Source organism: Rathayibacter sp. VKM Ac-2879 (genome assembly GCF_015351245.1).
Lineage (GTDB): Bacteria > Actinomycetota > Actinomycetes > Actinomycetales > Microbacteriaceae > Rathayibacter.
Genome location: NZ_JADKSO010000004.1, coordinates 79,537 through 105,509, shown reverse-complemented (window position 1 = coordinate 105,509; position 25,973 = coordinate 79,537). Strand labels below are relative to the sequence as shown.

The window sequence follows — 25,973 nt, the reverse complement described above, 5'->3', positions numbered from 1 at the left end:
AGGCATCCCTCGCAGGGCGGAGACGCGCTCCTCGGCGTCGGCGGAGCGGAGTGCCGCCGCCAGGGCCGCGGCCGGGTGAAGCCGCTCAGCCGGGCGATCTCTTCGCGGTCGACCGAGGTGGGGGCGCCCCGAAGTACGGGGACGCCGGGGCGTCGCCGAACCTTCGGTCACCGGCCCGGTCACAGCGCACCCCGCCTACGCTGGCCCCATGCCCACCCTCCTGCTCGTCCGGCACGGCCGCACGACGGCCAACACGGCCGGGATCCTCGCCGGACGTACCGCCGGAGTACACCTCGACGAGGCAGGACGCGCGCAGGCCGCGCGCACCAGCGAGCGACTTGCCGCAGTGGACTTGACCTCCGTGGTATCGAGCCCACTCGAACGATGTCGCCAGACGACCCGCGCGATCCTCGATCGCCAGCCCCACTCCCCCGCCACCACCATCGAACACGGCATCACCGAATGCGACTACGGGCACTGGCAAGGCCGCTCCCTCCGCGAACTCGCGAAAGAACCGCTCTGGACAACAGTGCAAAACCACCCCTCGGCCGCCGTCTTCCCCGGAGGCGAAGGACTGGCAGCCATGCAGGCCCGCGCCGTCGCGGCGATCAGGAAACACGACGCGGCAGTGAGCGAGCAGCATGGGCCGCGCGCGGCGTGGGCCGCAGTCAGCCACGGGGACATCATCAAGGCGATCCTCGCCGACGCCCTCGGCATGCATCTCGACCTGTTCCAGCGGCTGAGCGTCGGGCCGGCGTCGGTGTCGATCATCCGCTACGGAGAGGACCGGCCCGAGGTCATTGCGATGAACACGGACGCGGGCGAGCTCGGCTGGTTGCGCGCGAGCGACACCACAGCCCGCCCGGTGAACGACAGCACGGTCGGAGGCGGTAGGGGCCACGAGTGATCGGGACCCCGGAGACGAGGAGGGACCCGCTCGTGGGGGGACGAGCGGATCCCCGTCTCGGGGGCCGGAGCGGCCGACGCCGTGGCGTCCGTGGAGGAAAGGTCATGGGGCCCGGAGGCGCACCGTCACGTCGGCGCGCCCCCGGGAGCAGGAGAGGCCGTGACGATCGCCGATGCCCGTGGGGAGTGCGGGAAGGGGAGACCGGTCGGCCAGCGCATCGACCACTGTGGAATCAGGCGTGACCTCCTCGTCGAGGTCTCGGACGCCGCCCGGTGGAGCGATTTTGTTCACGGTAACAGTGGTCCCGTGCAAGGTCAACGCTGTCGTGGCCCCCGAACCGCGTTGCCTCCCGACGAGGAGGCGGGCGGTGCCGCATGCCGACGCTCGAGCGCACGGAGTCCTCCGCCTCCCGAGCATCCCCTGCGCCGTACACGATCGCTCTGCCTGCACGCGAGCGACGGCTCGTAGACTGGACGGCATGCCTTCGATCGTCCACGGATTCGACTGGCCCGATCGCGTCGTCGTCGGCACGATCGGCTCACCCGGATCCCGCTCCTTCTATCTGCAGGCCAAAGCAGGCACCCGCGTCGTCAGCGTCGGGCTTGAGAAGCAGCAATCGGCGCTGCTCGCCGAGAAAATCGACGAGATCCTCGACCAGCTGATGACCTCGCAGGGCAATCCGGTGAGCGTGCCGGCGGGAACGCCTCCGGAGCTCGTCGACAACGACCCTCTCGACCAGCCCGTAGAGCCGGAGTTCCGCGTCGGAGGGATCAGCCTCGGCTGGGATCCGACGACCGCGCAGATCGTGATCGAGGCGTTCCCGCTCGACGAGGGCGACTCGGCGGAGGAGCCCGAGCCGGAGCCGACCGAGATGCTCCACGTGCGGATCCCGGTGGGCACCGCCCGCGCCTTCGCCAAGCGCACGCTCGAAGTGGTCGGCGCCGGCCGCCCGCTCTGCCCCCGCTGCGGCGACCCGATGGACCCCGACGGGCACGACTGCCCGCTCGCATGAGCCACGCGGCCGGGCTCGACGGCGAACTGGAGCTGACCGGTCGCATCGCGACCGCCTCGAACGCGACCTTCCTCGCACGCCTCGGCGACACGACGGTCGTCTACAAGCCGATCTCAGGCGAGAAGCCGCTCTGGGACTTTCCCGACGGGGTGTTGGCGGGGCGTGAGGCGGCCGCCTACCTCGCCTCTGAGGCGCTGGCCTGGAACGTCGTGCCGCGCACCTGGCTGCGCGACGGGCCGCTCGGGCCGGGCATGGTGCAACTCTGGCAGGACGTGGACCCCGAGCAGGACGCTGTCGACCTGGTGCTCGCCGGCGCGGTGCCCGAGGGCTGGCGGCACGTGCTCGACGGCAACGACGCCCAGAATCGCGACGTCTCGCTCGTGCACGAGGACTCCGCGGCGCTGCGGCGGATGGCGGTGTTCGACGTGGTGACGAACAACGCCGACCGCAAGGGCGGGCACGTGCTCGCGATGCCCGACGGGCACCGCTACGGCGTCGACCACGGGCTGACGTTCCACGCGGAGCACAAGCTGCGGACCGTGCTCTGGGGCTGGGTCGGCGAGCCGCTCACCGCGGACGAGCTGGCGGGGCTCACCTCCCTCCGTTCGCAGCTCGACGGAGGACTAGGGGCGATGCTCGGTGAGCTCCTCACCGAGGAGGAGGTGGCGGCGTTCGCGCGCCGCTGCGAGCGTCTGCGGGCACGCGGGCGCTTCCCGGGGCCGCTCGGCGACATGCCGGCGGTGCCGTGGCCGCTGTTCTGAGGCAATTCGACGCCGATGCCGTTCACAATCCAGGATGAACGCCTCGGGCGAAACGCAAACATGCGGAACCGCGCGGGCCTTCACGCCTTTCATCCTGAATTGTGAACAGAACCCCGACTCCGGACGGGTCAGAAGCTCCACCCGCGGCCGAACAGCTCCTCGCCGGGCGGCCGTCCCGCGCCTCCGCGGGCACCGAGATAAGACGAGACGACGGCGGCACCGAGCTGGTCCGCCTCCGGGTTCACCACCGAGCCGCCCACCCGGCGGGCGAGGGAGTCGATGAAGCGGGCAAGGCCCGGATCCTCCCCCAGCCGGAAGAACGTCGTATGCGCGCCGAGGCGGACGGAGGCGTCGAGCTCCCGGACCGAGACGGCAACGGTCACCGGATCAGGCGGGTAGTCGAAGAACACGTCGCCGTCCGGCTCGAGATGCGCGGTCGGCTCACCATCGGTGACGATCAGCAGCACCGGCTTCGCGTTCGGGTGCTTGCGGAAGTGGCGGTTGGCCAGCAGCAGCGCGTGATGCAGGTTGGTGCCCTTGTCCCATTCGGCATCGAGGCCGACGAGCTGCTCGACGTCCATCACCTCTGCGCGGCGTCCGAAAGCGATCAGCTGGAGGGCATCGCCACGAAACCGGCTCGAGATCAGGGTGTGCAGGGCGAGTGCGGTGCGCTTCATCGGCACCCACCGGCCGTCCATCGCCATCGAGAAGGAGGTGTCGACCAGCAGCGCGACGCAGGCCTGCGTCCGCGCCTCCGTCTCGTGCACCTCCACGTCGCCCATCTCGAGGCGAACCGGTCCGAGGCCCTCGGCCGCCCTGTGGGTGAGGGCGTTGGTGATGGTGCGGGCGACGTCCCAAGCCTCGGTGTCGCCGAACTCCCACGCACGCGTCGCTCCCGAGCGTTCGCCGGCGGCGCCCGAGCGGCGCACGTCGCGGGCGCCCCGGCGGCTCGACACGCTCTCGGCGATGTCGCGCAGCAGGGCCTTGCCGAGCTGCCTCATGGCCTTGGGGGTGAGGGTCATGCGGCCGTCGGAGCCGCGGCGCAGGGTGCCGGAGTCGCGCAATGCCCGCTCGAGCCGCTTCAGCGTCTGCGCGTCGACGGCGGCGTCGTCGCCGAGGCGGCGGGCGAGAAGATCGAGGTCGAGGTCATCGAGGCTCGAGCGCTCGGAGGGCTGAGCGAGCTGGTCGGCGAGAGCGTCGAGGTCGGCCAGCTCCTGGAACACCCCGGTGCCGTCACCGAGGCCGAGGCCCTGCTCGCCCTCCATCCGCTCGGAGCCGCCCCAGTCCTCTCCCGGACGCAGACCGCGAAGGGTGTCGTCGAGTCGGCCGAGCGAGCGCATCAGCTCGGGCGTGCCGAAGGCCTGCTGGGCGAGGGCGTCGAGCTCGTCGCGCTGCTCCTGCGTCAAGGAGTTGCGCAGCCACTGCGCCGCGGCGGCGCGGGCGGCCAGGGCGTCGACGAGCTCCTCGACCGACTCCGGCGCCTCGGGGAAGTGCTCGCCGTGGCGGCCCATGAAGTCGTCGAACTGCTCGGAGGTGTCCTCGCCTCGGGCATGTGCTTCGAGCAGCTCGTTCAGGTCGCGCAGCATCGCGTCGATCGCGGCGCGGTCGTCGTCGCTCGCGTTCTCGAGCGCCTGCTTCATGCCCTCGAAGCGCTGATCGAGCAGCTCGCGGCCCAGGAGCTCGCGGATCTTCTCGAAGTGGGCACGCGCCTCGGCACTCTGCCAGCGGTAGCCGCCGAGCGCCGAGACCGCGGCGGCCGGCGCGGCGGGGAGGCTGTCGAGCTGGATCTCGGCGAGCGCGCGCTCGCCGTCGTCGAGCTCGGTGTCGCGCGCGAGCTGCTTGCGCTCGGCGAGCACCGCCCAATCGAGCAGCTCACGGATCTCGCGGAGGGTTCCGTCGAGGTTGTTCCTCCGCGTCAGTTCGCGGCGGCGCGCGGCCACCCGCGCGGCGAGCTCGTCGAGTCCCTCGCGGTCACGGGTGCCCCGGCGCAGGAGCTCGCGCAGCGCGCGTTCGGGGAACGTGCCGGCCATGACGTCCTCGCCGATGGCGTCGAGTGCCTCCGACAGGTCGACCGGAGGCGCGAGCGGATCCGGTCCGCCCGCGTACTTCGCGTAGCGCGCGTCGCGTCCGAGCCTCCGATTGCCGCGGCGGGCGTCAGCCATAGACGGCCTCGCCTCCGCCCGTCTCCTTGCTCAGCCGGCGCGAGAGGTAGAGGCCCTCGAGGGCCAGCTCGATCGCTCCGGCGCGACGCCCCGGGGTGTCGGCCTGGAGGCGCTCGGCGAGATCGTCGTAGACCGTCGCCTCGCCCAGGATCGGCAGCCCTGCGAGGAACTCGCGCGCCGTCACCTGCTCGCCGGTCGTGATCATCGCTCCGTCCTCGACGGCCTCGACGAGCGGTCCGAGGTCGATGCCGCGCAGGTGGGCGCGCACCGTCTCGGCGATGGCCTGGCGGAGGAGGTGGTCGAGGATCTCGTCCTCGCGGCCCTCCTCGCCGGACTCGAACTCGACCTTGCCGCCGAGCACCTCGACCGCGGTCTCGAGGTCGATCGGCCGTGCGACGGCCTCCTCCTCTCCTCGCCGGGTCGCCCGGTGGAGGGCCGCCGCGGCGATGGTCTCCGCACCCGCGATGGCGAAGCGGGCGCTGACTCCGCTGCGCTGGTCGACCGCGCTCGACTCGCGCAGAGCCCGGGTGAAGCGGGCGAGGATCTCGATCAGCGCGTCGGGGACCGTCGCGACGAGATCGGCCTCTTGACGGATGACCGCGATCTCGTCCGCGAGCGCCGTCGGGTAGTGGGTGCGGATCTCGGCTCCGAACCGGTCTTTGAGCGGGGTGATGATGCGGCCGCGGTTGGTGTAGTCCTCGGGGTTCGCGCTCGCGACCACGAGGACGTCGAGCGGGAGACGGAGGACGTAGCCGCGGATCTGGATGTCCCGCTCCTCCATCACGTTGAGCATCGCGACCTGGATGCGTTCGGCGAGATCCGGCAGCTCGTTGATCGCGACGATGCCGCGATGGCTGCGCGGGATGAGGCCGAAGTGGATGGTCTCGGGGTCGCCGAGGCTGCGTCCCTCGGCGACCTTCATCGGGTCGACGTCGCCGATGAGGTCGGCGACGCTCGTGTCGGGAGTCGCGAGCTTCTCGACGTAGCGCTCCTCACGCGGGCGCCACGCGACAGGCAGCTCGTCGCCGAGCTCGGCCGCGCGGCGGCGGCTGACCGAGGTGATCGGCTCATACGGGTGCTCGCCCAGTTCCGAGCCCTCGATGACGGGCGTCCACTCGTCGAGCAGCCCCGCGAGGGTGCGGAGGAGGCGGGTCTTGCCCTGCCCGCGCTCGCCCAGCAGCACGATGTCGTGCCCGGCGAGCACGGCACGCTCGACCTGGGGGATGACGGTGTCCTCGAAACCGTGGAGTCCCGGCCAGGGGTCGCGTCCCTCGCGCAGCGCGGCGAGGAGGTTGTCGCGGATCTCGGTGCGGAGGCTTTTCTGCACATGCCCGGAGGCGCGGAGCTGGCCGAGGGTCTGGATCGTGGGGCGCATCACCCCGGCTACGGTACGCCGCGGGTCCGGGGAGTGGCGGCGGTGCGGCGAAGTGGGGAGGCGAGGCGGGCCTTCGTCAGGCCGGCGACGACACCTCGACGAGGAGCACGACGAGCTGCTCGGGATCGAGGACGGGCGCCTGCACGCCGACCGTCGCGAGGACGTGTCCGCTGAGGACGGTTCCGTCGACGGCCCAGCCCAGCGGCGACTGACCGGGTCCGCCCAGGGGCGAGCTGATCGGCGCGAGCCGAACGGAGTAGGCCCGGTGGGGGTCGAGGCCGGGGAACGTCACGCGGCCCGGCGGGTAGCTCTCGCCGGTGCGCAGCTGCGCATAGACGAACAGGGCCGACGAGCGGTCGACGGCGACGACTCCCGAGAGCGAGGCCGCATCGTCGGCGAGGTCGGCGCGCACCACGACTCCGGAGTGCAGCAGCGCGCGATGCTCGCGATGGAACGCGACCCACGCGGCGAGCTCCTCCTCGGCCGCCCGATCGAGGAGGGAGACGTCCCACTCGATGCCGAGGTGGCCGGTGAGCGCCGTGCCGGCGCGGAAGGCGAGCGAGTGCACGCGCTTCGTCGAGTGCGACCACGGGCCTCCGATGTGCTGCCCCATCAGCTCGGGCGGCACGACCACCTGGGTGTACGGCTGGATCGTCTGCCGTTCGAACGGATCGATGCAGTCGCTCGTCCAGATGCGGTCGGTTCGGGCGAGGATCCCTAGATCGACCCGGGCTCCTCCCGAGGCGCACGATTCGATCTCGAGCCCGGGGTGCCGGGCCCGCAGCTCGTCGAGGAGGCGATAGAGGGCTCGCACGTTCTCGTGCACGGCCGCGCGGCCCGTCGCGGGCGAGACGGCCTCGAGAAGGTCGCGGTTGTGGTCCCACTTGAGGTATGAGATCGGGTACTCGACCAGGAGGGCGTCGAGGGCGTCGCGCACGTGGTCGTAGGCGCCCTGCTGGGAGAGATCGAGCACCTGCTGCTGCCGGCCCGGGAGCGGGAGGTGCCCGGCCGGCCCGAGGATCCACTCCGGATGCTCGCGCGCCAGCCGAGAGTCGAGGCTGACCATCTCGGGCTCGACCCAGAGCCCGAACTGCAGGCCGAGACCGGTGACCGCGTCGATGAGCGGCGAGAGCCCCTGCGGCCAGACGGCACGGTCGACCCTCCAGTCGCCGAGGCCTGCAGTGTCGTCGCGCCGACCTTCGAACCAACCGTCGTCGAGCACGAAGCGCTCGACCCCGACGCGAGCCGCTCGCTCAGCCAGGGCGGTGAGGCGGGCGAGGTCGTGGTCGAAGTAGACGGCTTCCCAGGTGTTGAGGGTCACCGGCCGCGGCGTGGTCGGATGCCGCGGGCGGGCGCGGAGCGAGCGATGGAAGCGGCCCTGCAGGGCGGTGAGGCCGTCGCCCCAGGAGCCGTAGGCGACCGGAGTCTCGTATCCCTCGCCGTGTGCGAGCTCGACCTCCGCGGGTCGCAGCAGCTCCCCGGCCGCGACGAACGACACCCCCTCCGGCGTGCGCTGGGCACGGATCTCGGAGTTGCCGCTCCAGCCGAGATGCACCCCGTGGACGAGCCCACGCTCCCAGCCGAAGCCCGGAGTCCCAACGGCGACCAGGAGGGTCGCATCGGCGCCCGGGCGCCCCCGGCGGGTCGAGCGGGTGTGCTCGCCGATGGTGAGCGCGTGCCGTTGCGGGTGGCGCTCGCGGAGGTGGTGCCCGGTGGTGTCGAGGATCTCGCGGGCGGTCGTCGGCAGCGGGAAGCCGAGGTCGAGCCGCGCGAGGCGGAAGGGACGCTCGTCGAGGTTCTCGACCCGGGCGCGTTGGAGGAGGAGACCGGCGGAGTCGACCTCGAGGTCGACGGTGACCCTGAGCCGGGCGCCGGACGCGACGAGGTGCAGGGCGGAGCCGACGAGCTCCGCGGTCTCGACCGTGAAGCGCTCCGAGGCAGCCGTGCGCTCGTGCGTGCCCTCGAGCGTGGGGGCGTGCTGCCAGCCGTCCGCCTCCACTGCGACGAGGCCGAAGGGGGCGGGGGCGTCGAGGCCGCCGGAGACGCGCTGCGGGACGGCCGCGTCGGAGAGCGCCCGGAGTCCGGCGTCGGAGAGCTCGCCGAGGTCGGCGCCCCAGTGCACGATCGCGGGGAAGGTCGCGGGGCGCGCGTCGACGATGACGCTGGTGCCTCCTGCGCGGAGGTGGAAGACCCCGTGGTCGGTGCTGCGCTGCATGCATCCTTTCTACGGCAGGAGCGAGGGGCGCGGCGGCACTCGGACGCTCGGCGCCTTCTGGGGGCAGCGGTCCGCGTCCCGGGGCGTCCAGGATGGACGACGTCTCCTTCTCCCCGCCCCGGCGTCGCCGCCGGACGCACCCTCCCGTGGACTCCGTCATGCCGCTTGCCTCCCCCTCCCTCCCCTCGACCGAGGACACCACCGTCATCAAGCACGTCGTGCCCATCAGCGACGGCACGCAGATCACCCTGACGGTCGTGCCGCCCACCGGCCCCGACACCGGTCGCCACCTCTACGTGCTGCCCGCGATGGGCATCCGCTCCAGCTATTACCGCGCGCTCTCGCACAGGCTCGCGGCCCGCGGCTTCACGGTCGTGCTGACCGATCTCCGCGGCGAGGGCGAGGCCACTCCGCTCGCCAGCAGGCAGACGACCCACGGGTACGTCGAGATCGTCGAGCGCGACATCCCGGAGTCGCTCGCCCACCTCCGCACCGTGCTCGGCGCCCAGCAGATCTGGCTGCTCGGGCACAGCCTGGGCGGCCAGCTCGGGCTCATCGCCGACTCACGGACCCGATCCACGGGCGCGCCCGGGTTCGAGGGAGTCGTCCTGGTCGGCTCCGGCTCGTCGTGGCATCGAGCGCAGAACGGCTGGCGCGCGCCGCGCAACCGGATCGTCCCCGAGCTCTTCGTGCTCGTCTCCCGCCTCGTCGGCCACTTCCCGGGCGACCGGCTGGGCTTCGCGCATCGGCAGTCGACGCGACTGATGATCGACTGCGCACGCCAGAGCCGCACAGGCCGCTTCGCCGCTCCCGGAGCGGCCGAGGACTACGACGCGAGCCTCGCCTCCCTCGAACGTCGGGTGCTGGTCTTCGACATCGACGGCGACCGCCTCACCTCCCGGCGTGCCGTCGACCATCTCTGCGCGGCGATCCCGCGCGCGCGCATCACCCGACGCGACCACCCGATCGTCGGCCGGCCCCTCCGCGACCCGCACGTCGCCTGGGTGCGTCAAAGCCCGCAGCTGCCGGACGAGATCGCCGACTGGATCCTCGAACAGGGCTGACGGCCACACGCCGCTCGACGCACCGGCTTCAGCCGCCCGGCAGTCGCGGTGCCGCGGCGAGCAGCGCCCGCGTGTACTCGTCGCGCGGTGCCGCGAGGAGGGAGGCGGCCGGGCCGCTCTCGACCACGCGGCCGGCGCGCATCACCGCGATACGGTCGCTCAGGTGCGCGATGACGCCGAGGTCGTGCGAGATCACCAGCAGCGCCAGCCCGTGCTCGCGCTGCAAATCGTCGAGAAGGTCGAGGATCTGCGCCTGCACCGAGACGTCGAGCGCCGACACGGGCTCGTCGCAGATCAGCATGTCGGGGCGGGTCGCCAGCGCCCTGGCGATCGACACGCGTTGACGCTGCCCACCCGAGAGCGTCCGCGGCGAGCGCCGCTCCAGCTCGGGCCCGAGACCCACACTCGCGAGCAGCGCGGGCACGGAGGCTGCGCCCGCGTCGCGCAAGAGGCGCCCGACGCTCCAGCGCGGGTCGAACGACGAGAGGCTGTCCTGATAGACCGCGCCGATGCGGGGCCGCAGCGGGCGCCGCCGACGCTCGGACGCCTCCGACCACGGCTCTCCGAAGAGCTCGACGACCCCCTCGTCGGGGCGTCGCAACGCCAACAGGAGACGCGCGACCGTGCTCTTGCCGGAGCCCGACTCGCCCACGAGCCCCAGCGTCTCGCCACACCGCAGCTCCAGACCGACGTCATCGACAGCCGTGCGGGAGCCTCCGCCGGGCAGCGCGAAACGCGTCACGAGCCCGGACGCACGCAGCACCACCTCGCCGGGCTCGGCGGGAGGGCGCGCAGGCGCCGACGGATCCATCAGCCGCGACCCCCTCGGGCGCCCGGCGGGCACCGCGGCGACCAGCGCACGCGCCTGGGCGCTGCGAGGCGCGCGCAGCACCTGGGAGGCGGTCCCCTCCTCGACCACACGCCCGCCATCGAGGACGAGGATGCGATCGGCGAGGCCCGCGACCACCGCGAGATCGTGAGAGACGAGCAGCAGCGCCCGCCCGCGCGCCTTCTGCTCGGCGAAGAGCGCGAGCACCCGCGCCTGCACCGTCACGTCGAGAGCGGTCGTCGGCTCGTCGGCGACGAGCAAGGGAGGATCGAACGCGACCGCGGCGGCCACGAGGGCGCGCTGACGGAGGCCCCCCGACAGCTCCCCCGAGCGCTCACGACTGCGCTCGGCCGGCTCGGGCATGCCGACGCTCGCGAGGACCTCGACGGCGCGGCGAGCTCGCTCGGAAGCGGGCATGCGGCCGTGCAGGCGGAACACATCGCCGATCTCGCGGCCGATCGGGCGCAACGGGTCGAGCGAGAGCAGGGCATCCTGCGGGACGAAGCCGACCGCCGCGCCGCGCAGCCTCCGCAGGGTGCGCCCGCTCGCGCCGACCACGTCGACGTCCCCGACGCGGACACTGCCGGCCACCGTCCCTCCGCTGAGCCCGAGCAGCGCTCGCGCAAGGACGCTCTTGCCCGAGCCCGACTCGCCGACGATCGCCACGCATTCGCCCGGCTCGACGCGGAACGAGACTCCGTGCACGACCTCGACCCCGCCGAAGGCGACGCGGAGCCCCTCGACGACCGCCGCGCTCATCGCACTCCCCGCAGACGACCGCCGAGCACGGTCGTCGCGATCGTCGTGAGCACGATCGCGAGACCGGGGAACACCGTCAGCCACCATGCGCTCGCAAGGTAGGTGCGTCCGGCCGAGAGCATCGCACCCCACTCCGGAGCCGGCGGCTCCGCCCCCAGCCCCAGATAGCTCAGCGCCGACGCCCACACGATCGCCTGCCCGATGCCGAGGGTCGCGAGCACGACGAGCGGCGCGAAGGTGTTGGGCAGGACATGACGGAGCAGGATGCGCGCGGGCGAGTGACCGAGCACGCGCGCGGCCTCGACGTAGCCGGAGTCGCGGATTCCGAGGAGCTGGGTGCGCAGGATCCGTGCATACCCTGGCGCGGTCGACAGGCCGACGGCGACCGTCGCGGGAACGACTCCGGGGCCCGTCACGACGATGACGAGGAGCGCCAGCAGCAGCGCGGGGAAGGCGAAGAGCACCTCGAGCACGCGCGCGACGACACCGTCGACGAGCCGCCCGCCGAACGCAGCGACGACGCCGAGCACCGCGCCCAACAGCAGGCCGATCGCCGTCGCGCTCGCCCCGATCAGGAGGGAGGCGCCGGCACCGGCGATCATGCGGCTCATCACGTCGCGGCCCGACTCGTCCGTGCCGAGCAGGTGGGCTGCCGTGGGAGGCGAGAAGGCCTCGCGCGGCGCGACCGCGAGCGGATCGGCGGGCGCGAGCACGCCGGGCGCGACGGCCGCCACCAGCAGCAGCGCCACGAAGACGAGCGCGAGGACCTCGCCCACGCGCCTCCCACCTCCGCCCGGCGACCGGGCCGCGCGCAGCTCGAGCTCGCTCACGAGATCGCCGCCCGCCGCGGATCGATCAGGCGCGCCACCAGGTCGGTCGCCAAGGTCACGACGAGGTAGGCGAGGGCCGTGACCAGGACGACTCCCGTGACCACCGGGACGTCGCGCACGGTGACCGCGGCGAGCAGAGTCCGGCCGAGCCCCGGGCGGGCGAAGACGGTCTCGACCACCACCGCGCCGCCGATCAGATACCCGAACGCCCATCCCGAGAGCGACACCCCGGGCAGCACCGCATGTCGCAGTGCGTGGCGGAAGCGGACACCCGCCTCGCTCTCGCCGCGCGCCCTCGCAGCCAGCGCGAACGGCGACTCCAGCGCATCCAGGAGGGAGCGACGCATCACCTGCCCGAGGAACCCCGCGAGCGGGATCGCGAGAGTCAGCGTGGGCAGGACGAGCCCCGCAGGAGCGCCGGTGCTCACAGGAGGAAACCAGTGCAGCGCCGTCGCGAAGACAGCGACCAGCACGGTCGCGAGCCAGAAGTGCGGCAGCGCCGCGGCGGTCAGCTCGAGACCGGAGCCGAGCGCGGCGGCGAGCCGGCCGCCGCGGGTCGACCAGAGGGCGGTGGCAAGCGCGAGGATCCACGCGGCGGTGAGGGCGAGCGCCGCGAGGAGGAGGGTGCCGGGCAGCTGCTCCCCGAGCAGGCGAGCCACGGGGACGCGCAACGAGTAGGAGGTGCCGAGGTCGCCCGTCGCAAGGCGCCCGAGCTGCCCGACGTACTGCACCACGAGGGGCTGATCGAGGCCGTACTGCGCGCGGACCGTGGCGAGAGCCTCCGCGGACGCCTGCGAGCCGGGACCGCCGAGGATCGCCTGCGCCGGATCGCCGGGGACGAGGCGGATCAGGAAGAACACCGCGGTCGCGACCGCCCAGAGCACCACGAGGGCGCCTCCGAGGCGCAGCAGCACGCGACGGATCATGCGTCGGCTCCTCTCTCGGCGGACGCCCCGGCGTGAACGGCCGGCCCGCCCCGGCGCTCCGCGACCCAGATCGCGCTACACCCAGGCGTCAGCGAACCAGGGAGTCGACACCGTGTCGAGCGCCACGACCCCCTGCACGGCCGAGCGCAGCAGGTAGTGGTTCTGCTGGTCGTAGAGCGGCAGGATCCAATAGCCCTCGAGCACCGTCTTCTGCGCCTGCTGGTAGAGGGCGGCGCGGGCCGCCTCGTCGGTGGTGGCGCTCGCCTGGGCGAGGAGCGAGTCGAGTGCCGGATCGTTCACCTGCGCATGGTTCGCGAAGTAGCCGCTCGGCGCCGGGACGATCCCCGACGAGGAGTAGAGGATGCGCAACACGTCGGGGCCGACCTTCGTGTAGGGCGCGCTGACCAGTTCGTACTGGTTCGCCGCGAGCGCCGCGTACCAGCTCGACAGGTCGAGGAGGCTGATCTGCACGTCGAAACCGACCGTCTTCGCCGAGGCCTGGATCTGCTCGAACAGCGACTGCTCCGCGGGAATCGACTGATTGGTGCTGACCGGGAAACGGAGGGCGAGGGGAACGCCTCCCTTGTCGCGGACGCCGTCCCCGTCGGTGTCCGTCCAGCCGGCAGCGTCGAGGAGGCTCTCGGCCTTCGCGCGCTCGGCGCTCGACCCCGCATCCTCGAACAGCGACGGCTCGGACGAGGCCGTCGCCTCGCGGCTCGACAGCGGCGAGTAGGAACGCTGGGCCGTGCCGGCGAAGAGTGAGTCGATGGCGTCGTTGACGCCGACGGCGCGCACGAACGCCTCCCGGACCGACTCGTCGACGAAGGGACCCTGGCCGGAGTTGAGCTCGAGGCGGTTGACCGAACCGGGACGCGGGGCGTCGATCGCGACGAGGCCGGAGGCGCCAGCCGCGGCCTTCAGCGTGTCGGGTTGGGCGTTGTCGATCACGTCCACCTCGCCCGCTTGCAGAGCGGCGTACCGGGTGGCGGAATCGGGGAGGAACCGCCAGGTGATGCTCGCGAGGTGTGCGGGGCCCTCGTGGCCGTCGCCGGTCGGACCCGTCGACGCGTCATAGGCGTCGTTGCGGGTGAGGGTCACGTGATCCTGCTTGACCCACTCCGAGACGGTGAACGGGCCGGTGCCGACGGGCGCCTCGCAGTTCGCCTCCTCGCCGCGGGCGATGCCGGCGGGCGACTCGATCGCCGTCCACGGCTGGGCGAGCGACTCGAGCAGCGCGCTGTCGGGGGCGCTGAGGGTGAAGCGGGCGACGGTGGGTGACACGGCGGTGACGGAGACGACCTTCGCGACGGCGAGGTACCCGGTCGACGACTTGGTCGCCGGGTCCTGGAGGTGCGCGATGTTCGCCGCGACCGCCTCCGCGTCCAGAGCAGTGCCGTCGGTGAAAGCGACTCCCTCGCGCAGGGTGAAGTCATAGGTGAGCGCGTCGTCCGAGACCGTCCACGACGTCGCGAGCCACGGCGTGATGGTGCCGGCGGCGTCCCGCGAGACCAGCGACTCGAGCACTTGGGTGGCGAGCAGCGCCTGCGGGTAGTTGCCGCCGACGTGCGGGTCGAGGCAGGTGGGCTCGGCGTCTCCGGAGGCGTAGGTGAGGGTGCCGCCGTCGACGGGCGTGCGGGACGCGTCGGGCGCGGCGGCGGTACAGCCGCTGAGGAGGAGCGCGGCGGCGGCGAGGACGAGGAGGCGGGAGCGCAGCGGCATGACGGCTTTCGTGGAGGGGTCGGGAGGGCCGCGTTTCTTGGACGCGACCCTGAAAACGCTATCAGGATGCCGGACGCGGGCGGCGAGGTCGCGGAGATCCACTCCTCACGCCCTCCCGAATCAGGGCGGGCGGGCGCTTGAGGAGCGGTCTGCGGTTCACAATTCAGGATGAATGCTCGGTGGCGACCCCAACGACGCGGATCGGCGCGCGCCAGACGCACTTCATCCTGAATAGTGAACGGATCCTCGTCCGCCAGGCCCCGGTGCGCACGCCACACCGACGACACAAGTGGCATCTCGCGCAGGAGGCACTGCCGGGGCCGGGCGCTACGGTGACCCCATGCCCGAGAAACAGCCGACGATCCGCGATGTCGCGGAACGGGCGGGCGTCTCGTACCAGACGGTCTCGCGCGTGCTCAACGACAGCCCGCAACTGCGCCCCCGCACCCGGGAGCGAGTCCTCGCAGCGATCGACGCCCTCGGCTTCCGGCCCAGCGCAGCGGCGCGCGCGTTGGCGACCAGCCGCTCCGAGCTGATCGGCATCCTCGCCGCCGAGAGTCACAGCTTCTACGGGACGGCCACCGCGATGGCCGCGATCGAGCAGGCGGCGCGCGACGCCGGCTACCGCGTCCTCATCGTCAACGCAGCCCCCGACGCGGCGTCGCTCGCCGAAGGGCTCACGCATCTGCAGCGCGAGTCGGTGGAGGCCCTCGTCGTCGTGGCCCCGCAAGAACGCGCGCTGGACGCGATCGAGAGCCTCGCGATCGGAGTCCCCTTCGTGACGCTCGGGGCCGCGGGGCGCGGCGCCGATCCGCGGCTGCTGGTCGACCAGGCTGCCGGGGCGCGGCTCGCCGCCGACCACCTCCTCGCGCTCAGCCATACGCAGATCGCGCACCTCGCGGGACCGCAGCACTGGGTGGAGGCGCACGCGCGGCTCGACGGCTTCGCCGCGCGGATGAGCGAGGCCGGCCTCGAGCCGGCGCGCGTGATCGCGGGCGATTGGAGCGCGGAGTCGGGGTATCGGGCGGGGCAGCGTCTCCTCGACGAGGTGCCGGGCCTGACGGCCGTCTTCGCGGGCAACGACCAGATGGCGCTCGGTCTCCTGCACGCGTGCGGGGAGCGCGGGGTGCGGGTGCCGGCCGAGCTGAGCGTCGTCGGCTTCGACGATGTGCCGGAGGCGGCGCACTACTCGCCGCCGCTGACTACCGTGCGCCAGGACTTCGCCGAGGTCGGGCAGCGCACTGTCGGGGTCGTCCTGGCGGAACTGCGAGGGGAGCCGGCTGCGGTCGACAAACCGGTGCCTCCGGTGCTGGTGGAGCGGTGCTCGACGGGGCCGGCGCGGTAGTGGGTCACCCGGGGGGGCGCACCGTCGGGTGCCGGGCGGGGGCGTCGGTTGCTGAGGTCGAGGCGTTTCGCCTACGCTGACCCGGGGCTTTGTGAACGGTCACATCGCCCGAGCGAGGAGCATGATGGACCAGCGACGGCCCGCCCCCGCCGAGGCGATCACGAGCGGCGCGACGGCCCTCGGAATCGAACTCGGCTCCACCCGCATCAAGGCCTGCCTGGTCGACGCGAGCGATCCGTCGATCGTGCTCGCCGTGGGCAGCCACGAGTGGGAGAACCAGTTCGTCGACCGCCGCTGGACCTACTCCCTCGACGCGGTCCACGCCGGCCTGCAGGCCGCCTACGCCGACCTCGTCGCCGACGCGCAGACGCGTCACGGCGTCCACCTCACCTCCGTGGGCGCGATCGGAGTCTCGGCGATGATGCACGGCTACCTCGCGTTCGACGCGGCGGGCGAGCTGCTCGTGCCGTTCCGCACCTGGCGCAACACCAGCACCGGCCCCGCCTCGGCCGAGCTCACCGAGCTCCTCGGAGCCAACATCCCGCTGCGCTGGTCGCTCGCCCACCTGCACCAGGCGGTCCTCGACTCCGAGCCGCACGTCGAACGCATCGACTTCCTCACCACCCTCGCCGGCTACGTGCACTGGAAGCTCACCGGCGAGAAGGTGCTCGGAGTCGGCGACGCGTCGGGCATGGTCCCGACCGATCCCGCGACCCGCGACTACGACGAGACCGTGCTCGAGCGCTACGACGCCCGCATCGCCGGCACCCTGCCCCCGCTGCGCGAGCTGCTCCCCGCGGTCCTCCCGGCCGGCGCTGACGCCGGCAGCCTGACCGCCGAGGGCGCGCTGCTCCTCGACCCGAGCGGCTCCCTCCGCCCCGGCGCCCCCGCCGCCCCGCCCGAGGGCGACGCCGGCACCGGCATGGTCGCCACGAACTCCGTCGCCCCGCGCACGGGCAACGTCAGCGCCGGCACCAGCATCTTCGCGATGGTCGTGCTCGAGCGCCCCCTCGAGAGCGTGCACCACGAGCTCGACCTCGTGGCGACTCCCGCCGGCGACCTGGTGGCGATGGTGCACTGCAACAACGGGGCGAGCGAGCTGGCCGGGTGGGTCGGGCTCTTCTCGCGGTTCGCCGCCGCCTCGGGTGGCCCGTCGGACAGCGACGCCGTCTACGGCACCCTCTTCACGGAGGCGCTCGCGGGCGAGGCCGACGCGGGCGGCCTCCTCGCCTACAACCACCTCGCGGGCGAGCCGATCGCCGGCCTCGTCGAGGGGCGCCCGCTCGTCGTGCGCACCCCGGACTCTCGCCTGACGCTCGCCAACTTCATGCGCGCGCAGCTCTACGGGGTGTTCGGCACTCTCGCGCTCGGGATGCGTGTCCTCGCCCGCGAGGGCGTCACGATCGACGAGATGTTCGCGCACGGCGGCATGTTCCGCACGGCCGGAGTCGCGCAGCGCTTCCTCGCCGGGGCGCTCGACGCGCCCGTGTCGGTCGCCGAGACCGCCTCCGAGGGAGGCGCGTGGGGCATGGCCGTGCTCGCCGCCTTCCGCCTGCAGAGCGGAGTCGCCCTCGACGAGTACCTCACCGGGCAGGTCTTCGGCGAGAGCACGTTCGAGACGATCGCGCCCGACCCGTCCGACGTCGCCGGATTCTCGGCGTACCTCGAGCGCTACCGCACCGGACTCGCCGTCGAGCAGACGGCCGTCGACACCCTCACCGAGACCCCCCAGGGAGCAACCGCATGACTTTCGACCTCGCCATTGAGGAGGCAATCGCCCGCGTCCGCGAGGACGTCGCGCGCCTGCACTCCGAGCTGGTCCGCTACGGCCTCGTCATCTGGACGGGCGGCAACATCTCGGGCCGCGTGCCCGGTGCCGAGCTGTTCGTGATCAAGCCCAGCGGCGTCTCCTACGACGACCTCTCGCCCGAGAACATGATCCTCTGCGACCTCGACGGCGTCGTCGTCCCCGGAACGCCCGGTAGCGACCGCAGCCCCTCGAGCGACACCGCCGCCCACGCCTACGTGTACCGCGAGATGCCCGAGGTCGGCGGAGTCGTGCACACGCACTCCACCTACGCGACCGCCTGGGCCGCCCGCGCGGAGTCGATCCCCTGCGTCATCACCGCGATGGCCGACGAGTTCGGCGGCGAGATCCCCGTCGGCCCGTTCGCGATCATCGGAGATGACTCCATCGGCCGCGGCATCGTCGCGACCCTCGCCGGGCACCGCTCGCGAGCTGTCCTGATGCAGAACCACGGAGTCTTCACCATCGGCAAGGACGCGAAGGACGCCGTCAAGGCGGCCGTCATGACCGAGGACGTCGCCCGCACCGTGCACATCGCACGTCAGGGTGGCGATCTCGTCCCCCTCCCCCAGGAGTCGATCGACGCACTGTTCGACCGCTATCAGAACGTCTACGGACAGAACCCCACCGGAGCCCTCGCATGAGCGTCACCAGCACCCCTCGAAGCCGCAGCATCGTCCCCGACCTCGCCACCCGCACCGTCTGGTTCCTGACCGGCAGCCAGGACCTGTACGGCGAGGACACCCTCCGCCAGGTCGCGGAGCAGTCGCAGGCCGTCGTCGCGCAGCTCAACGAGTCGAGCTCGATCCCCGTCACCGTCGAGTGGAAGCCGGTGCTGAAGAGCTCCGACGCGATCCGCCGCACCATGATCGACGCGAACTCCGACGACTCCGTCGTGGGCGTCATCACCTGGATGCACACCTTCAGCCCCTCGAAGATGTGGATCCACGGCTTCGATGCGCTCGCGAAGCCGCTGCTGCACTTCCACACCCAGGCGAACGTCGCCCTGCCGTGGCAGGACATCGACTTCGACTTCATGAACCTCAACCAGGCCGCGCACGGCGACCGCGAGCACGGCTACATCCTCAGCCGGATGAGCGTGCCGCGGAAGACCGTCGTCGGGCACGCGAGCGACTCCCGCGTCACCGAGAAGATCGGCACGTGGTCGCGTGCCGCCGCCGGCTGGTCGGCCTCGCAGGGCATGAAGGTCGCGCGCTTCGGCGACAACATGCGCAACGTCGCCGTCACCGAGGGCGACAAGACCGAGGCCGAGATCCGTCTCGGCGTCAGCGTCAACACCTGGGGCGTCAACGAGCTGGTCGAGCGGGTCGACGCGGCGAGCGCCTCCGACATCGACGCGCTCGTCGCGGAGTACGTCGAGAGCTACGACGTGGTGCCGGAGCTGCTTCCCGGCGGCGAGCGCCACGAGTCGCTCCGCTACGGCGCGGCCGTCGAGATCGGTCTGCGCTCGTTCCTGGAGGAGGGCGGATTCGAGGCCTTCACCGACAGCTTCGAGGACCTCGGCGGGCTGCGTCAGCTCCCGGGCCTCGCCGTACAGCGTCTGATGGCCGACGGCTACGGCTTCGGTGGCGAGGGCGACTGGAAGACCGCGGTCCTCATCCGCATCGCCGCGGTGATGGGCGCGGGCCTCCCCGGTGGCACGAGCCTCATGGAGGACTACACGTACGACATGACGCCGGGCGAGGAGCTCATCCTCGGCGCGCACATGCTGGAGGTGTCGCCGTCGCTCTCCTCGAAGCGCGCGTCGCTCGAGATCCACCCGCTGGGCATCGGCGGCCGCGAGGACCCGGTGCGCCTGGTCTTCACTGCCGACGCCGGTCCCGCGGTCGTCGTCGCGTTGAGCGACGTGCGCGAGCGCTTCCGTCTCGTTGCGAATGCGGTGCAGAACGTCGAGCCGCCGCAGACGCTGCCGCATCTTCCGGTCGGCCGCGCCGTGTGGAAGCCCGCCCCGGACTTCACCACCAGTGCCTCCGCGTGGATCACGGCGGGTGCCGCGCACCACACGGTGATGACGAACCAGATCGGCATCGAGGCGTGGGAGGACTTCGCTCGCATCGCCGGCGTCGAGCTGCTCGTCATCGACGAGTCGACGACGCTGCGCGGCTTCGAGGCCGACATCCGCTCGAACGCGGCATACTACCGCCTCTCTCAGGGCCTGTAAGCCCTGCTCCGCGAACGGCCGGTCCCTGTGTGGGGCCGGCCGTTCGCGCTGTCCGGGCGCTCGTCGAGTAGTGCACAACCGACGCTGAGAGCGCCTGTCGCGCCGCACCGGGGCCCGATCCGCGCTCTCAGCGTCGGTTGTGCGGCCGTTCGCGCGGGTTCAGTCGCGCGACGTGGAGAAGGCCGCGTCGAACGCGTCGGCCGGAGGCATGATCGCGTTGAGCCTCCGCACGAACGCCAGGGCCTCGGGCGCGCCGTCGAGCCGGTCCATGCCGGCGTCCTCCCACTCGACGCTCGTCGGGCCGCTGTAGCCGATCGCGTTCAGGGCGCGGAAGACCGGCTCCCAGGGCACGGCGCCGTGGCCCGTCGAGACGAAGGTCCAGCCGCGGCGCGGGTTCGCCCAGGGCAGGTGCGAGCCGAGCACGCCGTTGCGTCCGTCGAGATGGGTCACCGACTCCTTCACATGGACGTGGAAGATGTGCTCGGCGAAGTCGAGGACGAACGCGACGCTGTCGAGCTGCTGCCAGACGAAGTGCGAGGGGTCGAAGTTGAAGCCGAAGGAGGCGCGGTGCCCGATCGCCTCGAGGGTGCTCTTCGCGGTCCAGTAGTCGTAGGCGATTTCGCCCGGGTGGACCTCGAGGGCGAAGCGCACGCCCACCTCCTCGAACACGTCGAGGATCGGGTTCCAGCGATCGGCGAAGTCGCGGTAGCCGGCGGCGATCCACTCCTCGGAGGCGGGCGGGAACATGGCCACTCCCTTCCAGATCGAGGAGCCGGAGAAGCCGTTGACCTGCGTCACGCCGAGGGCGGCGGCGAAGCGGGCGGTGTCCTTCAGATCGTCCGCGGCGCGTCGGCGCACGCCTTCGGGGTCGCCGTCGCCCCAGACCCGGTCGCTGAGGATGTCGCGGTGACGCTCGTCGATCGGATCGTCGCACACGGCCTGGCCGGTGAGGTGGTTGGAGATCGCGTGCACCGCCAGTCCGTGCCGCTCGAGGATGTCGCGCCGGCTCTGCACGTAGCGCGCGTCGTCCCAGCGGGAGACATCGATGTGGTCGCCCCAGCAGGCGATCTCGAGGCCGTCGTAGCCCCACTCGCCCGCGAGGCGTGCGACCTCCTCGAAGGGGAGGTCGGCCCACTGGCCCGTGAAGAGGGTGATCGGTCGCGGCATTGCGGTGTCCTCACTCGAGTCGTCGCCGCACGCTCCCTACGGCCGCAGGGACGGCGGAGGCGAAAGTCACCGCACGGTATCAGGAGCACCGGGAGGAGGGAACGGACGTCGGCCCGAGCGGCGGCGCAGAGCGGTGCGCCGCTCCACGAGGCGGCCGTGGCGTGGCGCGACCTCGACGGCGGGTGGCGCGCGCCTGGGCGGGCGGCTACTCCGGCAGCAGTCCCGCGCGGCGGTTCGCGAGCACCGGCAGGGTCCGACGCACGGCGACCGCCTCCTCCGGGTCGAGCTCGACGACGAGCATCGCGGGCTCGGCGCCGAGGCGGTGCAGGACGGAGCCGAGCGGGGAGACCACGAGGCTGTGTCCGATGCCCGTCGGCGCTGCCCCGGCAGACGCGCTCTCCCTCTCCTCCGCTCCCGCACGCAGATCGCCTCCCGCACGCCGATCGCCTCCCGTACGCGGATCGCCCTGGCCGACGGCGACCACGAAGCTCGTGCTGTCGATCGCGCGGGCGCGGGCGAGCAGCTCCCACTGCTCCGCCTTGCCCGGCCCGGCACCCCAGGAGGCGCAGACGACGCCGATCGTCGCGCCCCGCAGGGCAGTGGCGGTGAACAGCGCGGGGAACCGGATGTCGTAGCAGGTCGCGAAGCCGAGCACGGCGCCCGCGACGGTGAGGACGACCGGCTCGTCGCCTCCCTCGACCGTCTCGGACTCGGCGTAGCCGAAGGCGTCGAACAGGTGGATCTTGTCGTACGAGGTCACGCCATCGGGCCCGGCGAGGAGGAGGGTGTTGCGGACACGACCCTCGACCCCCGGGGTGAACATGCCGGCGACGACGGTGATGCCGTGCCTCGCGGCGGCAGCAGCGACGGCGGAGGCCCACGGCCCGTCGAGCGGTTCGGCGACGGCCGCGAGGTCGTGGCCGAAGGCGCACTGAGTCGCCTCCGGGAACACGACCAGGTCGGCGCGCTCGCCGGCCGCTCTGGCGATGCCCTCGAGCACCCTGTCGAGATTGCGCTGCGGATCGCCGGTACTGACGATCTGGGCGAGGGCGATGCGGATCATGGGTCTCCCTGGGACGGCGATGGGGGCGTGCCCCTGCCAGGGTCGCACGGCCGAGCCCGTGACCTCGCGGACTGGCCGCGGGAGAACGAGCCTGTTCACCCGCGCGGACCAGTGTCTGGTCAGAACCGCGCCGCCACCTCGAAGAGCACCTCGTCATCGCCCGCATACAGGCCCTCGGCACGGGGCCAGTGTGAGATCACGTCGGTGAAGCCGAGCTCCTCGGCTCGGCCGACCACGTCCTCGAAGCGGGCGACGCTCTCGAGCGAATAGTCGCCTCCGGAGTCGAGGGATAGGTAGCGGTCGAGGGAGCGAGGATCGCGGCCGGCCGCCTCGAGGGAGTCGTCGAGGCGCTGGGACGACTCCGCCAGCGCCGCCCACCACTGCGCGCTCGTGCGCCCCTCCGGGCCGGTCGTCACCCAGCCCTCCCCTCGCTCGGCCACCAGCGCGAGTCCCTTCGGACCGTTCGCGGCGAGCAGGAACGGCACGCGCGGGCGCTGCGCCGGCTCCCCCACCATGCGCGCGCCGCGCGCCGCGAACCATGTCCCGTCGACGTCGATGCCTCCCGAGCCCGGAGTCTCGTGCCGCAGCAGCACGTCGAGCGCACCGACGAACTCGACGTAGCGCTCGTGCCGTTCCCGCGCCGAGTACAGCCGCTGCCCGAGCACCGTCGCGTCGAAGCCGGTGCCTCCCGAGCCGATGCCGAGAAGGAGGCGGCCGCCCGCGATGTCGTCGAGCGTCGCGACCTCCTTCGCGAACGGCACCGGGTGGCGGAAGTTGGGCGAGGCGACGAAGGTGCCGAGACGGATCGTCTCGGTCACCGACGCTGCGGCGGTGAGGGTGGGGATGGTCGCGTGCCAGAGCTGGTCGGCGAGGGAGCGCCACGAGAGGTGGTCGTAGGTCCAGGCGTGGTCGAAGCCCAGTCCCTCGGCCGACTGCCACAGGCGTCGCGCGGTCGTCCAGGGCTGCTGGGGGAGGATGACGATGCCGTGCCGCATCGTCCGAGTGTAGGTCGGGCGCGCGCACTGCCAGGATGTGCGTCGTGTCGACTGCGCAGAACGACCGCCGCCTCGGAACGGTGGCCGAGGTCTTCGTGGTGTTCCTCCGCCTCGGCCTGACCTCGTTCGGTGGGCCGATCGCCCACCTCGGCTACTTCAGAGAGGCCTTCGTGGTGCGGAGGCGGTGGCTGGGCGAGGAGGCCTACGCCGACCTCGTCGCGCTCTGCCAGTTCTTGCCAGGGCCTGCATCGAGCCAGGTGGGGATGGCGATCGGCCTGCAGCGCGCCGGCGCCCGGGGCCTTGTCGCAGCGTGGTGCGGCTTCACCCTGCCGTCGGCGATCGCCCTCGCGGCGTTCTCCTCGGTGGTCGCGGTGAGCGGTGACCTCACGCACGAGGGCTGGCTGCTCGGACTCATGGCGGCGGCGGTGGCCGTCGTCGCGCAGGCGGTGCTCGGGATGGCCCGCACGCTTGCTCCCGATGCCCGGCGCGCGAGCATCGCTGCCGCCTCCGCGATCGCCGTTCTCCTGGTGCCGGGGGCCCTCGTCCAGCTCGCCGTGATCGTCGGCGCGGGCGTGGCCGGTCTGCTCTGGACGGAGCGTGCCGGGGTCGGTCGGGTCGACGCCGGTCGGTCGTCGGAGGCGGCAGGCCGGGACGACGAGACGGGCTTCGCCGTGCCCGTCCCCCGCGCTGCGGCCGTGGCCGCACTCGCGACGTTCGGGGTGCTGCTCGTCGCGCTCCCGACGATCGCGGTGCTCACCTCGAACGGGACCGCCCGACTGGTGGCCGATTTCTTCCGCACGGGCGCCCTCGTCTTCGGCGGCGGCCACGTGGTGCTGCCGCTGCTCGACGCGCAGACGGTCGGCACCGGGATGGTCGGGCAGGGCGAGTTCCTCGCGGGCTACGGCGCCGCGCAGGCGATGCCCGGGCCGCTGTTCACCTTCTCGGCTTACCTCGGCGCCCTCGACCGCGGCGGACCGGGCGGTGTGCTCGGCGCGGCTCTCGCCCTCGTCGCCGTCTTCCTCCCCTCGGCCCTCCTCGTCATCGGTGCGCTGCCGTTCTGGCAGACGCTGCGCACGCTGCCCGGGGCGAGGCGCGCGCTCGCCGGCGTGAACGCGGGAGTCGTCGGGCTCCTGGGCGCCGCGCTCTACGATCCCGTCTTCACCGAGGGCATCGGCTCGGGAGGCGCTCTGGCGCTCGCGATCGCCGCGTTCGTCGCTCTGCTGCGCTGGGCGGCGCCTCCGTGGGCCGTCGTGGTCGCCGCCGGGCTCATCGGCGCCCTCGCCCTCTGAGCGGCGCCCCGGCGGACGCCGCGCACCCCTCCAGCGAGTCGCACCCATTCGGGGGCCGAACTGGGCGCGAAACCCGTAGGCTCGAGTGCCGGGAGACGCGACCGCAATCCTGCAGAAGAGAAGGGGGCGACGTGCGAGTCGGCTTCCGTCAGGACGGTGAGCTCCGGGTTCTGGTCCGTGCCCGCCTGCGCCCCGTGATCGGCGCCGCGCTGAACACTCAGCGCTCACCCTCTCGCCTCTCGGCCACCCTCGCCATGCCCAGCGGACCGGGCCTCGTGCGCCCGTCGGCGCTGGCGCCGCCGTGGGAGGCGCCACTTCTCCACCTCATCCGCTCGGGGGCGCCCTCCACCCAGCTGCACGAGGCGGCGGGAGCCTCGCTCGAGGCCTCCCGGCTCGCCGCTGTCGTCGAGCTGGCGAGAGACACGCTCGGGACGCCGCGCCACGACCGGGCGCTGAAACTCGCGGGCGGGCTCGTGCGCCTGCGCTACGACCCGGCCACCGACCCGTTCCTCCGCCGCTACGGCATCGCGTTGACGGCACACCTTCCGCTGAGTGCCGGGCTCGACATCGACGTGCCCATGGACGCAACGGCTCTGCGCCTGATCTACGCCGAGCTCGCCTCCGGCACCGATGTCGCGGGCGCGATCGCCGCCGTCGAGGCGCTGGAACCCTCCACCCTCGCCGCCTCGACCCTCGCCGCGCTCTACTCCGCGCGCGGGCGGTGGAGCGACGTGGCACAGTTCGCGGCCCCGGTCACCAATGTCGACGCCGCCTCGGCCGCAGTCGTGATCCGCCGCGGTGTCGCGCTGCGCGAACTCGGGCTGATCGAGGGAGCACTGGAGGCGTTCGACCGGGTCGTCCGCCCCAACGTCACGACCGCTCGCCCCATCGAGCTCCGCGCCGAGGCGCTCTTCGAGCGGGCGAGCACGCACCTCGCCGACGGGAGACGGGGCTCGGCCCGCCGAGACCTCGAGCGGGTCCTCGCGCTGTATCCCGAGAGCACGGCGGCGCACGAACTGCTCGACGCCGCGATGCGCTGACCGAGCGCGCTCCGGCGGCGTCGCGCGCCGGAGCAGCGGCCGGCGGACGGTCCAGAGGTCAGGAGGAGGGGTCGGGGCGAGGGTCGCCGGACGTCGCGGCGAGCGCCTCCAACGACGCGGTCCAGCCGAAGAGAGGGCGGTCGAAGACGGCACCCACGACGGCTATCTGCGCCATCGACGCCACCCAGTCGGAGGCGGCGGGCTGCGGCAGGGTCAGCACCCGCCAGCCCTTGTCGCTCGTGAAGCCCAGATCGAGCGCGCCGGCTCGCGCCCGTTCGACCGACGTGAACACGAAGACCACGCGGTCCTCGCCGACGCGGCCGATGCAGGGAGTGGGGCCGTCGTCCGGCCCACGGACGAGGAAAGCCCACGCCGGCAGCTCCTGCGCTGCACTCAGCAGCGCCTGCTTCGCCGCGGCGTCCTGAGGATCCGTGCGCCACGCCTCGGCACACATGTCGACCCGGGTCATCGCATCCATGGCACCGCTCCCTCCGCGTCGTCCGCCGACGCGGTCACCCAGACTACC

General features: G+C 72.5%; 21 protein-coding genes. 10 read left to right on the top strand and 11 right to left on the bottom strand.

The window, feature by feature from the left end:
- Window positions 1-208: 208 nt before the first annotated feature.
- From ITJ45_RS11320 to ITJ45_RS11310, 3 genes are all read left to right on the top strand, one after another.
- The gene (locus ITJ45_RS11320; protein WP_194610286.1) at window positions 209-907 is read left to right on the top strand and encodes an MSMEG_4193 family putative phosphomutase; all 699 of its coding nucleotides are present in this window, start codon (window positions 209-211) and stop codon (window positions 905-907) included.
- Between the two features lie 478 nt (window positions 908-1,385).
- Window positions 1,386-1,919, top strand: a complete 534-nt coding sequence (locus ITJ45_RS11315; RefSeq protein WP_194610288.1) for a DUF3090 domain-containing protein — start codon at window positions 1,386-1,388, stop codon at window positions 1,917-1,919.
- Window positions 1,916-2,680 carry an SCO1664 family protein gene (locus ITJ45_RS11310; protein ID WP_194610290.1) on the top strand — a complete coding sequence of 255 codons (765 nt, stop codon included), beginning with the start codon at window positions 1,916-1,918 and terminating at the stop codon, window positions 2,678-2,680. Before ITJ45_RS11315 ends, ITJ45_RS11310 begins: the two co-directional genes overlap by 4 nt.
- A gap of 128 nt (window positions 2,681-2,808) precedes the next feature.
- Here ITJ45_RS11310 and ITJ45_RS11305 read toward each other — a convergent pair whose 3' ends face one another.
- From ITJ45_RS11305 to ITJ45_RS11295, 3 genes are all read right to left on the bottom strand, one after another.
- Window positions 2,809-4,842 carry a vWA domain-containing protein gene (locus tag ITJ45_RS11305; RefSeq protein ID WP_194610292.1) on the bottom strand — a complete coding sequence of 678 codons (2,034 nt, stop codon included), beginning with the start codon at window positions 4,840-4,842 and terminating at the stop codon, window positions 2,809-2,811.
- Entirely contained in the window at window positions 4,835-6,217 is a 1,383-nt protein-coding gene (locus ITJ45_RS11300) for a magnesium chelatase (protein WP_194610501.1), read from the bottom strand. Before ITJ45_RS11300 ends, ITJ45_RS11305 begins: the two co-directional genes overlap by 8 nt.
- Window positions 6,218-6,293: 76 nt before the next feature.
- The gene (locus ITJ45_RS11295; protein WP_194610295.1) at window positions 6,294-8,432 is read right to left on the bottom strand and encodes an alpha-galactosidase; all 2,139 of its coding nucleotides are present in this window, start codon (window positions 8,430-8,432) and stop codon (window positions 6,294-6,296) included.
- A gap of 158 nt (window positions 8,433-8,590) precedes the next feature.
- On the opposite strand from ITJ45_RS11295, the gene ITJ45_RS11290 reads away from it, so the two are divergent.
- A complete protein-coding gene (locus ITJ45_RS11290) occupies window positions 8,591-9,496 on the top strand; it encodes an alpha/beta fold hydrolase (RefSeq protein WP_194610297.1) in 906 nt (301 codons plus the stop codon).
- A 28-nt stretch (window positions 9,497-9,524) separates the two neighbouring features.
- Here the strand turns inward: ITJ45_RS11290 and ITJ45_RS11285 are convergent, their stop codons facing one another.
- From ITJ45_RS11285 to ITJ45_RS11270, 4 genes are all read right to left on the bottom strand, one after another.
- Window positions 9,525-11,084, bottom strand: coding sequence for an ATP-binding cassette domain-containing protein (locus tag ITJ45_RS11285; RefSeq protein WP_194610299.1), 1,560 nt, complete (start codon window positions 11,082-11,084; stop codon window positions 9,525-9,527).
- Window positions 11,081-11,860: an ABC transporter permease gene (locus tag ITJ45_RS11280; RefSeq protein ID WP_323743016.1), complete on the bottom strand. Its 780-nt coding sequence runs from the start codon at window positions 11,858-11,860 to the stop codon at window positions 11,081-11,083. Before ITJ45_RS11280 ends, ITJ45_RS11285 begins: the two co-directional genes overlap by 4 nt.
- Window positions 11,861-11,910: 50 nt before the next feature.
- Window positions 11,911-12,840 carry an ABC transporter permease gene (locus tag ITJ45_RS11275; protein ID WP_194610303.1) on the bottom strand — a complete coding sequence of 310 codons (930 nt, stop codon included), beginning with the start codon at window positions 12,838-12,840 and terminating at the stop codon, window positions 11,911-11,913.
- Between the two features lie 75 nt (window positions 12,841-12,915).
- Window positions 12,916-14,559 (bottom strand): ABC transporter substrate-binding protein, encoded by a 1,644-nt coding sequence (locus ITJ45_RS11270; RefSeq protein WP_194610503.1) that lies wholly within the window; start codon window positions 14,557-14,559, stop codon window positions 12,916-12,918.
- Window positions 14,560-14,899: 340 nt separating this feature from the next.
- On the opposite strand from ITJ45_RS11270, the gene ITJ45_RS11265 reads away from it, so the two are divergent.
- The 4 genes from ITJ45_RS11265 (at window position 14,900) to araA (ending at window position 19,893) form a co-directional block, all read left to right on the top strand.
- Window positions 14,900-15,904, top strand: coding sequence for a LacI family DNA-binding transcriptional regulator (locus ITJ45_RS11265; RefSeq protein WP_194610305.1), 1,005 nt, complete (start codon window positions 14,900-14,902; stop codon window positions 15,902-15,904).
- 124 nt (window positions 15,905-16,028) lie between these two features.
- Window positions 16,029-17,651 carry a xylulokinase gene (locus ITJ45_RS11260; protein ID WP_194610504.1) on the top strand — a complete coding sequence of 541 codons (1,623 nt, stop codon included), beginning with the start codon at window positions 16,029-16,031 and terminating at the stop codon, window positions 17,649-17,651.
- The gene (locus ITJ45_RS11255) at window positions 17,648-18,355 is read left to right on the top strand and encodes an L-ribulose-5-phosphate 4-epimerase (protein ID WP_194610307.1); all 708 of its coding nucleotides are present in this window, start codon (window positions 17,648-17,650) and stop codon (window positions 18,353-18,355) included. Before ITJ45_RS11260 ends, ITJ45_RS11255 begins: the two co-directional genes overlap by 4 nt.
- Window positions 18,352-19,893, top strand: coding sequence for an L-arabinose isomerase (araA, locus tag ITJ45_RS11250; protein WP_194610309.1), 1,542 nt, complete (start codon window positions 18,352-18,354; stop codon window positions 19,891-19,893). The genes ITJ45_RS11255 and araA overlap by 4 nt, the downstream gene beginning before the upstream one ends.
- 159 nt (window positions 19,894-20,052) lie before the next feature.
- Here araA and ITJ45_RS11245 read toward each other — a convergent pair whose 3' ends face one another.
- The 3 genes from ITJ45_RS11245 to ITJ45_RS11235 form a co-directional block, all read right to left on the bottom strand.
- Complete coding sequence (locus ITJ45_RS11245) at window positions 20,053-21,060, bottom strand: sugar phosphate isomerase/epimerase family protein (RefSeq protein WP_194610311.1); 1,008 nt, start codon at window positions 21,058-21,060, stop codon at window positions 20,053-20,055.
- Between the two features lie 205 nt (window positions 21,061-21,265).
- Window positions 21,266-22,120 (bottom strand): carbon-nitrogen hydrolase family protein, encoded by an 855-nt coding sequence (locus ITJ45_RS11240; RefSeq protein WP_194610507.1) that lies wholly within the window; start codon window positions 22,118-22,120, stop codon window positions 21,266-21,268.
- 122 nt (window positions 22,121-22,242) lie between these two features.
- Window positions 22,243-23,118, bottom strand: a complete 876-nt coding sequence (locus ITJ45_RS11235) for an LLM class flavin-dependent oxidoreductase (protein WP_194610313.1) — start codon at window positions 23,116-23,118, stop codon at window positions 22,243-22,245.
- Between the two features lie 44 nt (window positions 23,119-23,162).
- Here ITJ45_RS11235 and chrA point away from each other — a divergent pair, with 44 nt between their 5' ends.
- Window positions 23,163-24,407, top strand: a complete 1,245-nt coding sequence (gene chrA, locus ITJ45_RS11230) for a chromate efflux transporter (protein ID WP_323743017.1) — start codon at window positions 23,163-23,165, stop codon at window positions 24,405-24,407.
- 131 nt (window positions 24,408-24,538) lie between these two features.
- A complete protein-coding gene (locus tag ITJ45_RS11225; RefSeq protein ID WP_194610317.1) occupies window positions 24,539-25,447 on the top strand; it encodes a tetratricopeptide repeat protein in 909 nt (302 codons plus the stop codon).
- Between the two features lie 58 nt (window positions 25,448-25,505).
- Here ITJ45_RS11225 and ITJ45_RS11220 read toward each other — a convergent pair whose 3' ends face one another.
- The gene (locus ITJ45_RS11220) at window positions 25,506-25,925 is read right to left on the bottom strand and encodes a hypothetical protein (RefSeq protein ID WP_194610319.1); all 420 of its coding nucleotides are present in this window, start codon (window positions 25,923-25,925) and stop codon (window positions 25,506-25,508) included.
- Window positions 25,926-25,973: the final 48 nt, after the last annotated feature.

What these genes read in the sequence shown, in the direction of transcription:
- ITJ45_RS11320 (WP_194610286.1), top strand. Translation starts at nt 209, where the DNA reads ATGCCCACCCTCCTGCTCGTCCGGCACGGCCGCACGACGGCCAACACG.
- ITJ45_RS11315 (WP_194610288.1), top strand. Translation starts at nt 1,386, where the DNA reads ATGCCTTCGATCGTCCACGGATTCGACTGGCCCGATCGCGTCGTCGTC.
- ITJ45_RS11310 (WP_194610290.1), top strand. Translation starts at nt 1,916, where the DNA reads ATGAGCCACGCGGCCGGGCTCGACGGCGAACTGGAGCTGACCGGTCGC.
- ITJ45_RS11305 (WP_194610292.1), bottom strand. Translation starts at nt 4,842, where the DNA reads ATGGCTGACGCCCGCCGCGGCAATCGGAGGCTCGGACGCGACGCGCGC.
- ITJ45_RS11300 (WP_194610501.1), bottom strand. Translation starts at nt 6,217, where the DNA reads ATGCGCCCCACGATCCAGACCCTCGGCCAGCTCCGCGCCTCCGGGCAT.
- ITJ45_RS11295 (WP_194610295.1), bottom strand. Translation starts at nt 8,432, where the DNA reads ATGCAGCGCAGCACCGACCACGGGGTCTTCCACCTCCGCGCAGGAGGC.
- ITJ45_RS11290 (WP_194610297.1), top strand. Translation starts at nt 8,591, where the DNA reads ATGCCGCTTGCCTCCCCCTCCCTCCCCTCGACCGAGGACACCACCGTC.
- ITJ45_RS11285 (WP_194610299.1), bottom strand. Translation starts at nt 11,084, where the DNA reads ATGAGCGCGGCGGTCGTCGAGGGGCTCCGCGTCGCCTTCGGCGGGGTC.
- ITJ45_RS11275 (WP_194610303.1), bottom strand. Translation starts at nt 12,840, where the DNA reads ATGATCCGTCGCGTGCTGCTGCGCCTCGGAGGCGCCCTCGTGGTGCTC.
- ITJ45_RS11270 (WP_194610503.1), bottom strand. Translation starts at nt 14,559, where the DNA reads ATGCCGCTGCGCTCCCGCCTCCTCGTCCTCGCCGCCGCCGCGCTCCTC.
- ITJ45_RS11265 (WP_194610305.1), top strand. Translation starts at nt 14,900, where the DNA reads ATGCCCGAGAAACAGCCGACGATCCGCGATGTCGCGGAACGGGCGGGC.
- ITJ45_RS11260 (WP_194610504.1), top strand. Translation starts at nt 16,029, where the DNA reads ATGGACCAGCGACGGCCCGCCCCCGCCGAGGCGATCACGAGCGGCGCG.
- ITJ45_RS11255 (WP_194610307.1), top strand. Translation starts at nt 17,648, where the DNA reads ATGACTTTCGACCTCGCCATTGAGGAGGCAATCGCCCGCGTCCGCGAG.
- araA (WP_194610309.1), top strand. Translation starts at nt 18,352, where the DNA reads ATGAGCGTCACCAGCACCCCTCGAAGCCGCAGCATCGTCCCCGACCTC.
- ITJ45_RS11245 (WP_194610311.1), bottom strand. Translation starts at nt 21,060, where the DNA reads ATGCCGCGACCGATCACCCTCTTCACGGGCCAGTGGGCCGACCTCCCC.
- ITJ45_RS11235 (WP_194610313.1), bottom strand. Translation starts at nt 23,118, where the DNA reads ATGCGGCACGGCATCGTCATCCTCCCCCAGCAGCCCTGGACGACCGCG.
- ITJ45_RS11220 (WP_194610319.1), bottom strand. Translation starts at nt 25,925, where the DNA reads ATGGATGCGATGACCCGGGTCGACATGTGTGCCGAGGCGTGGCGCACG.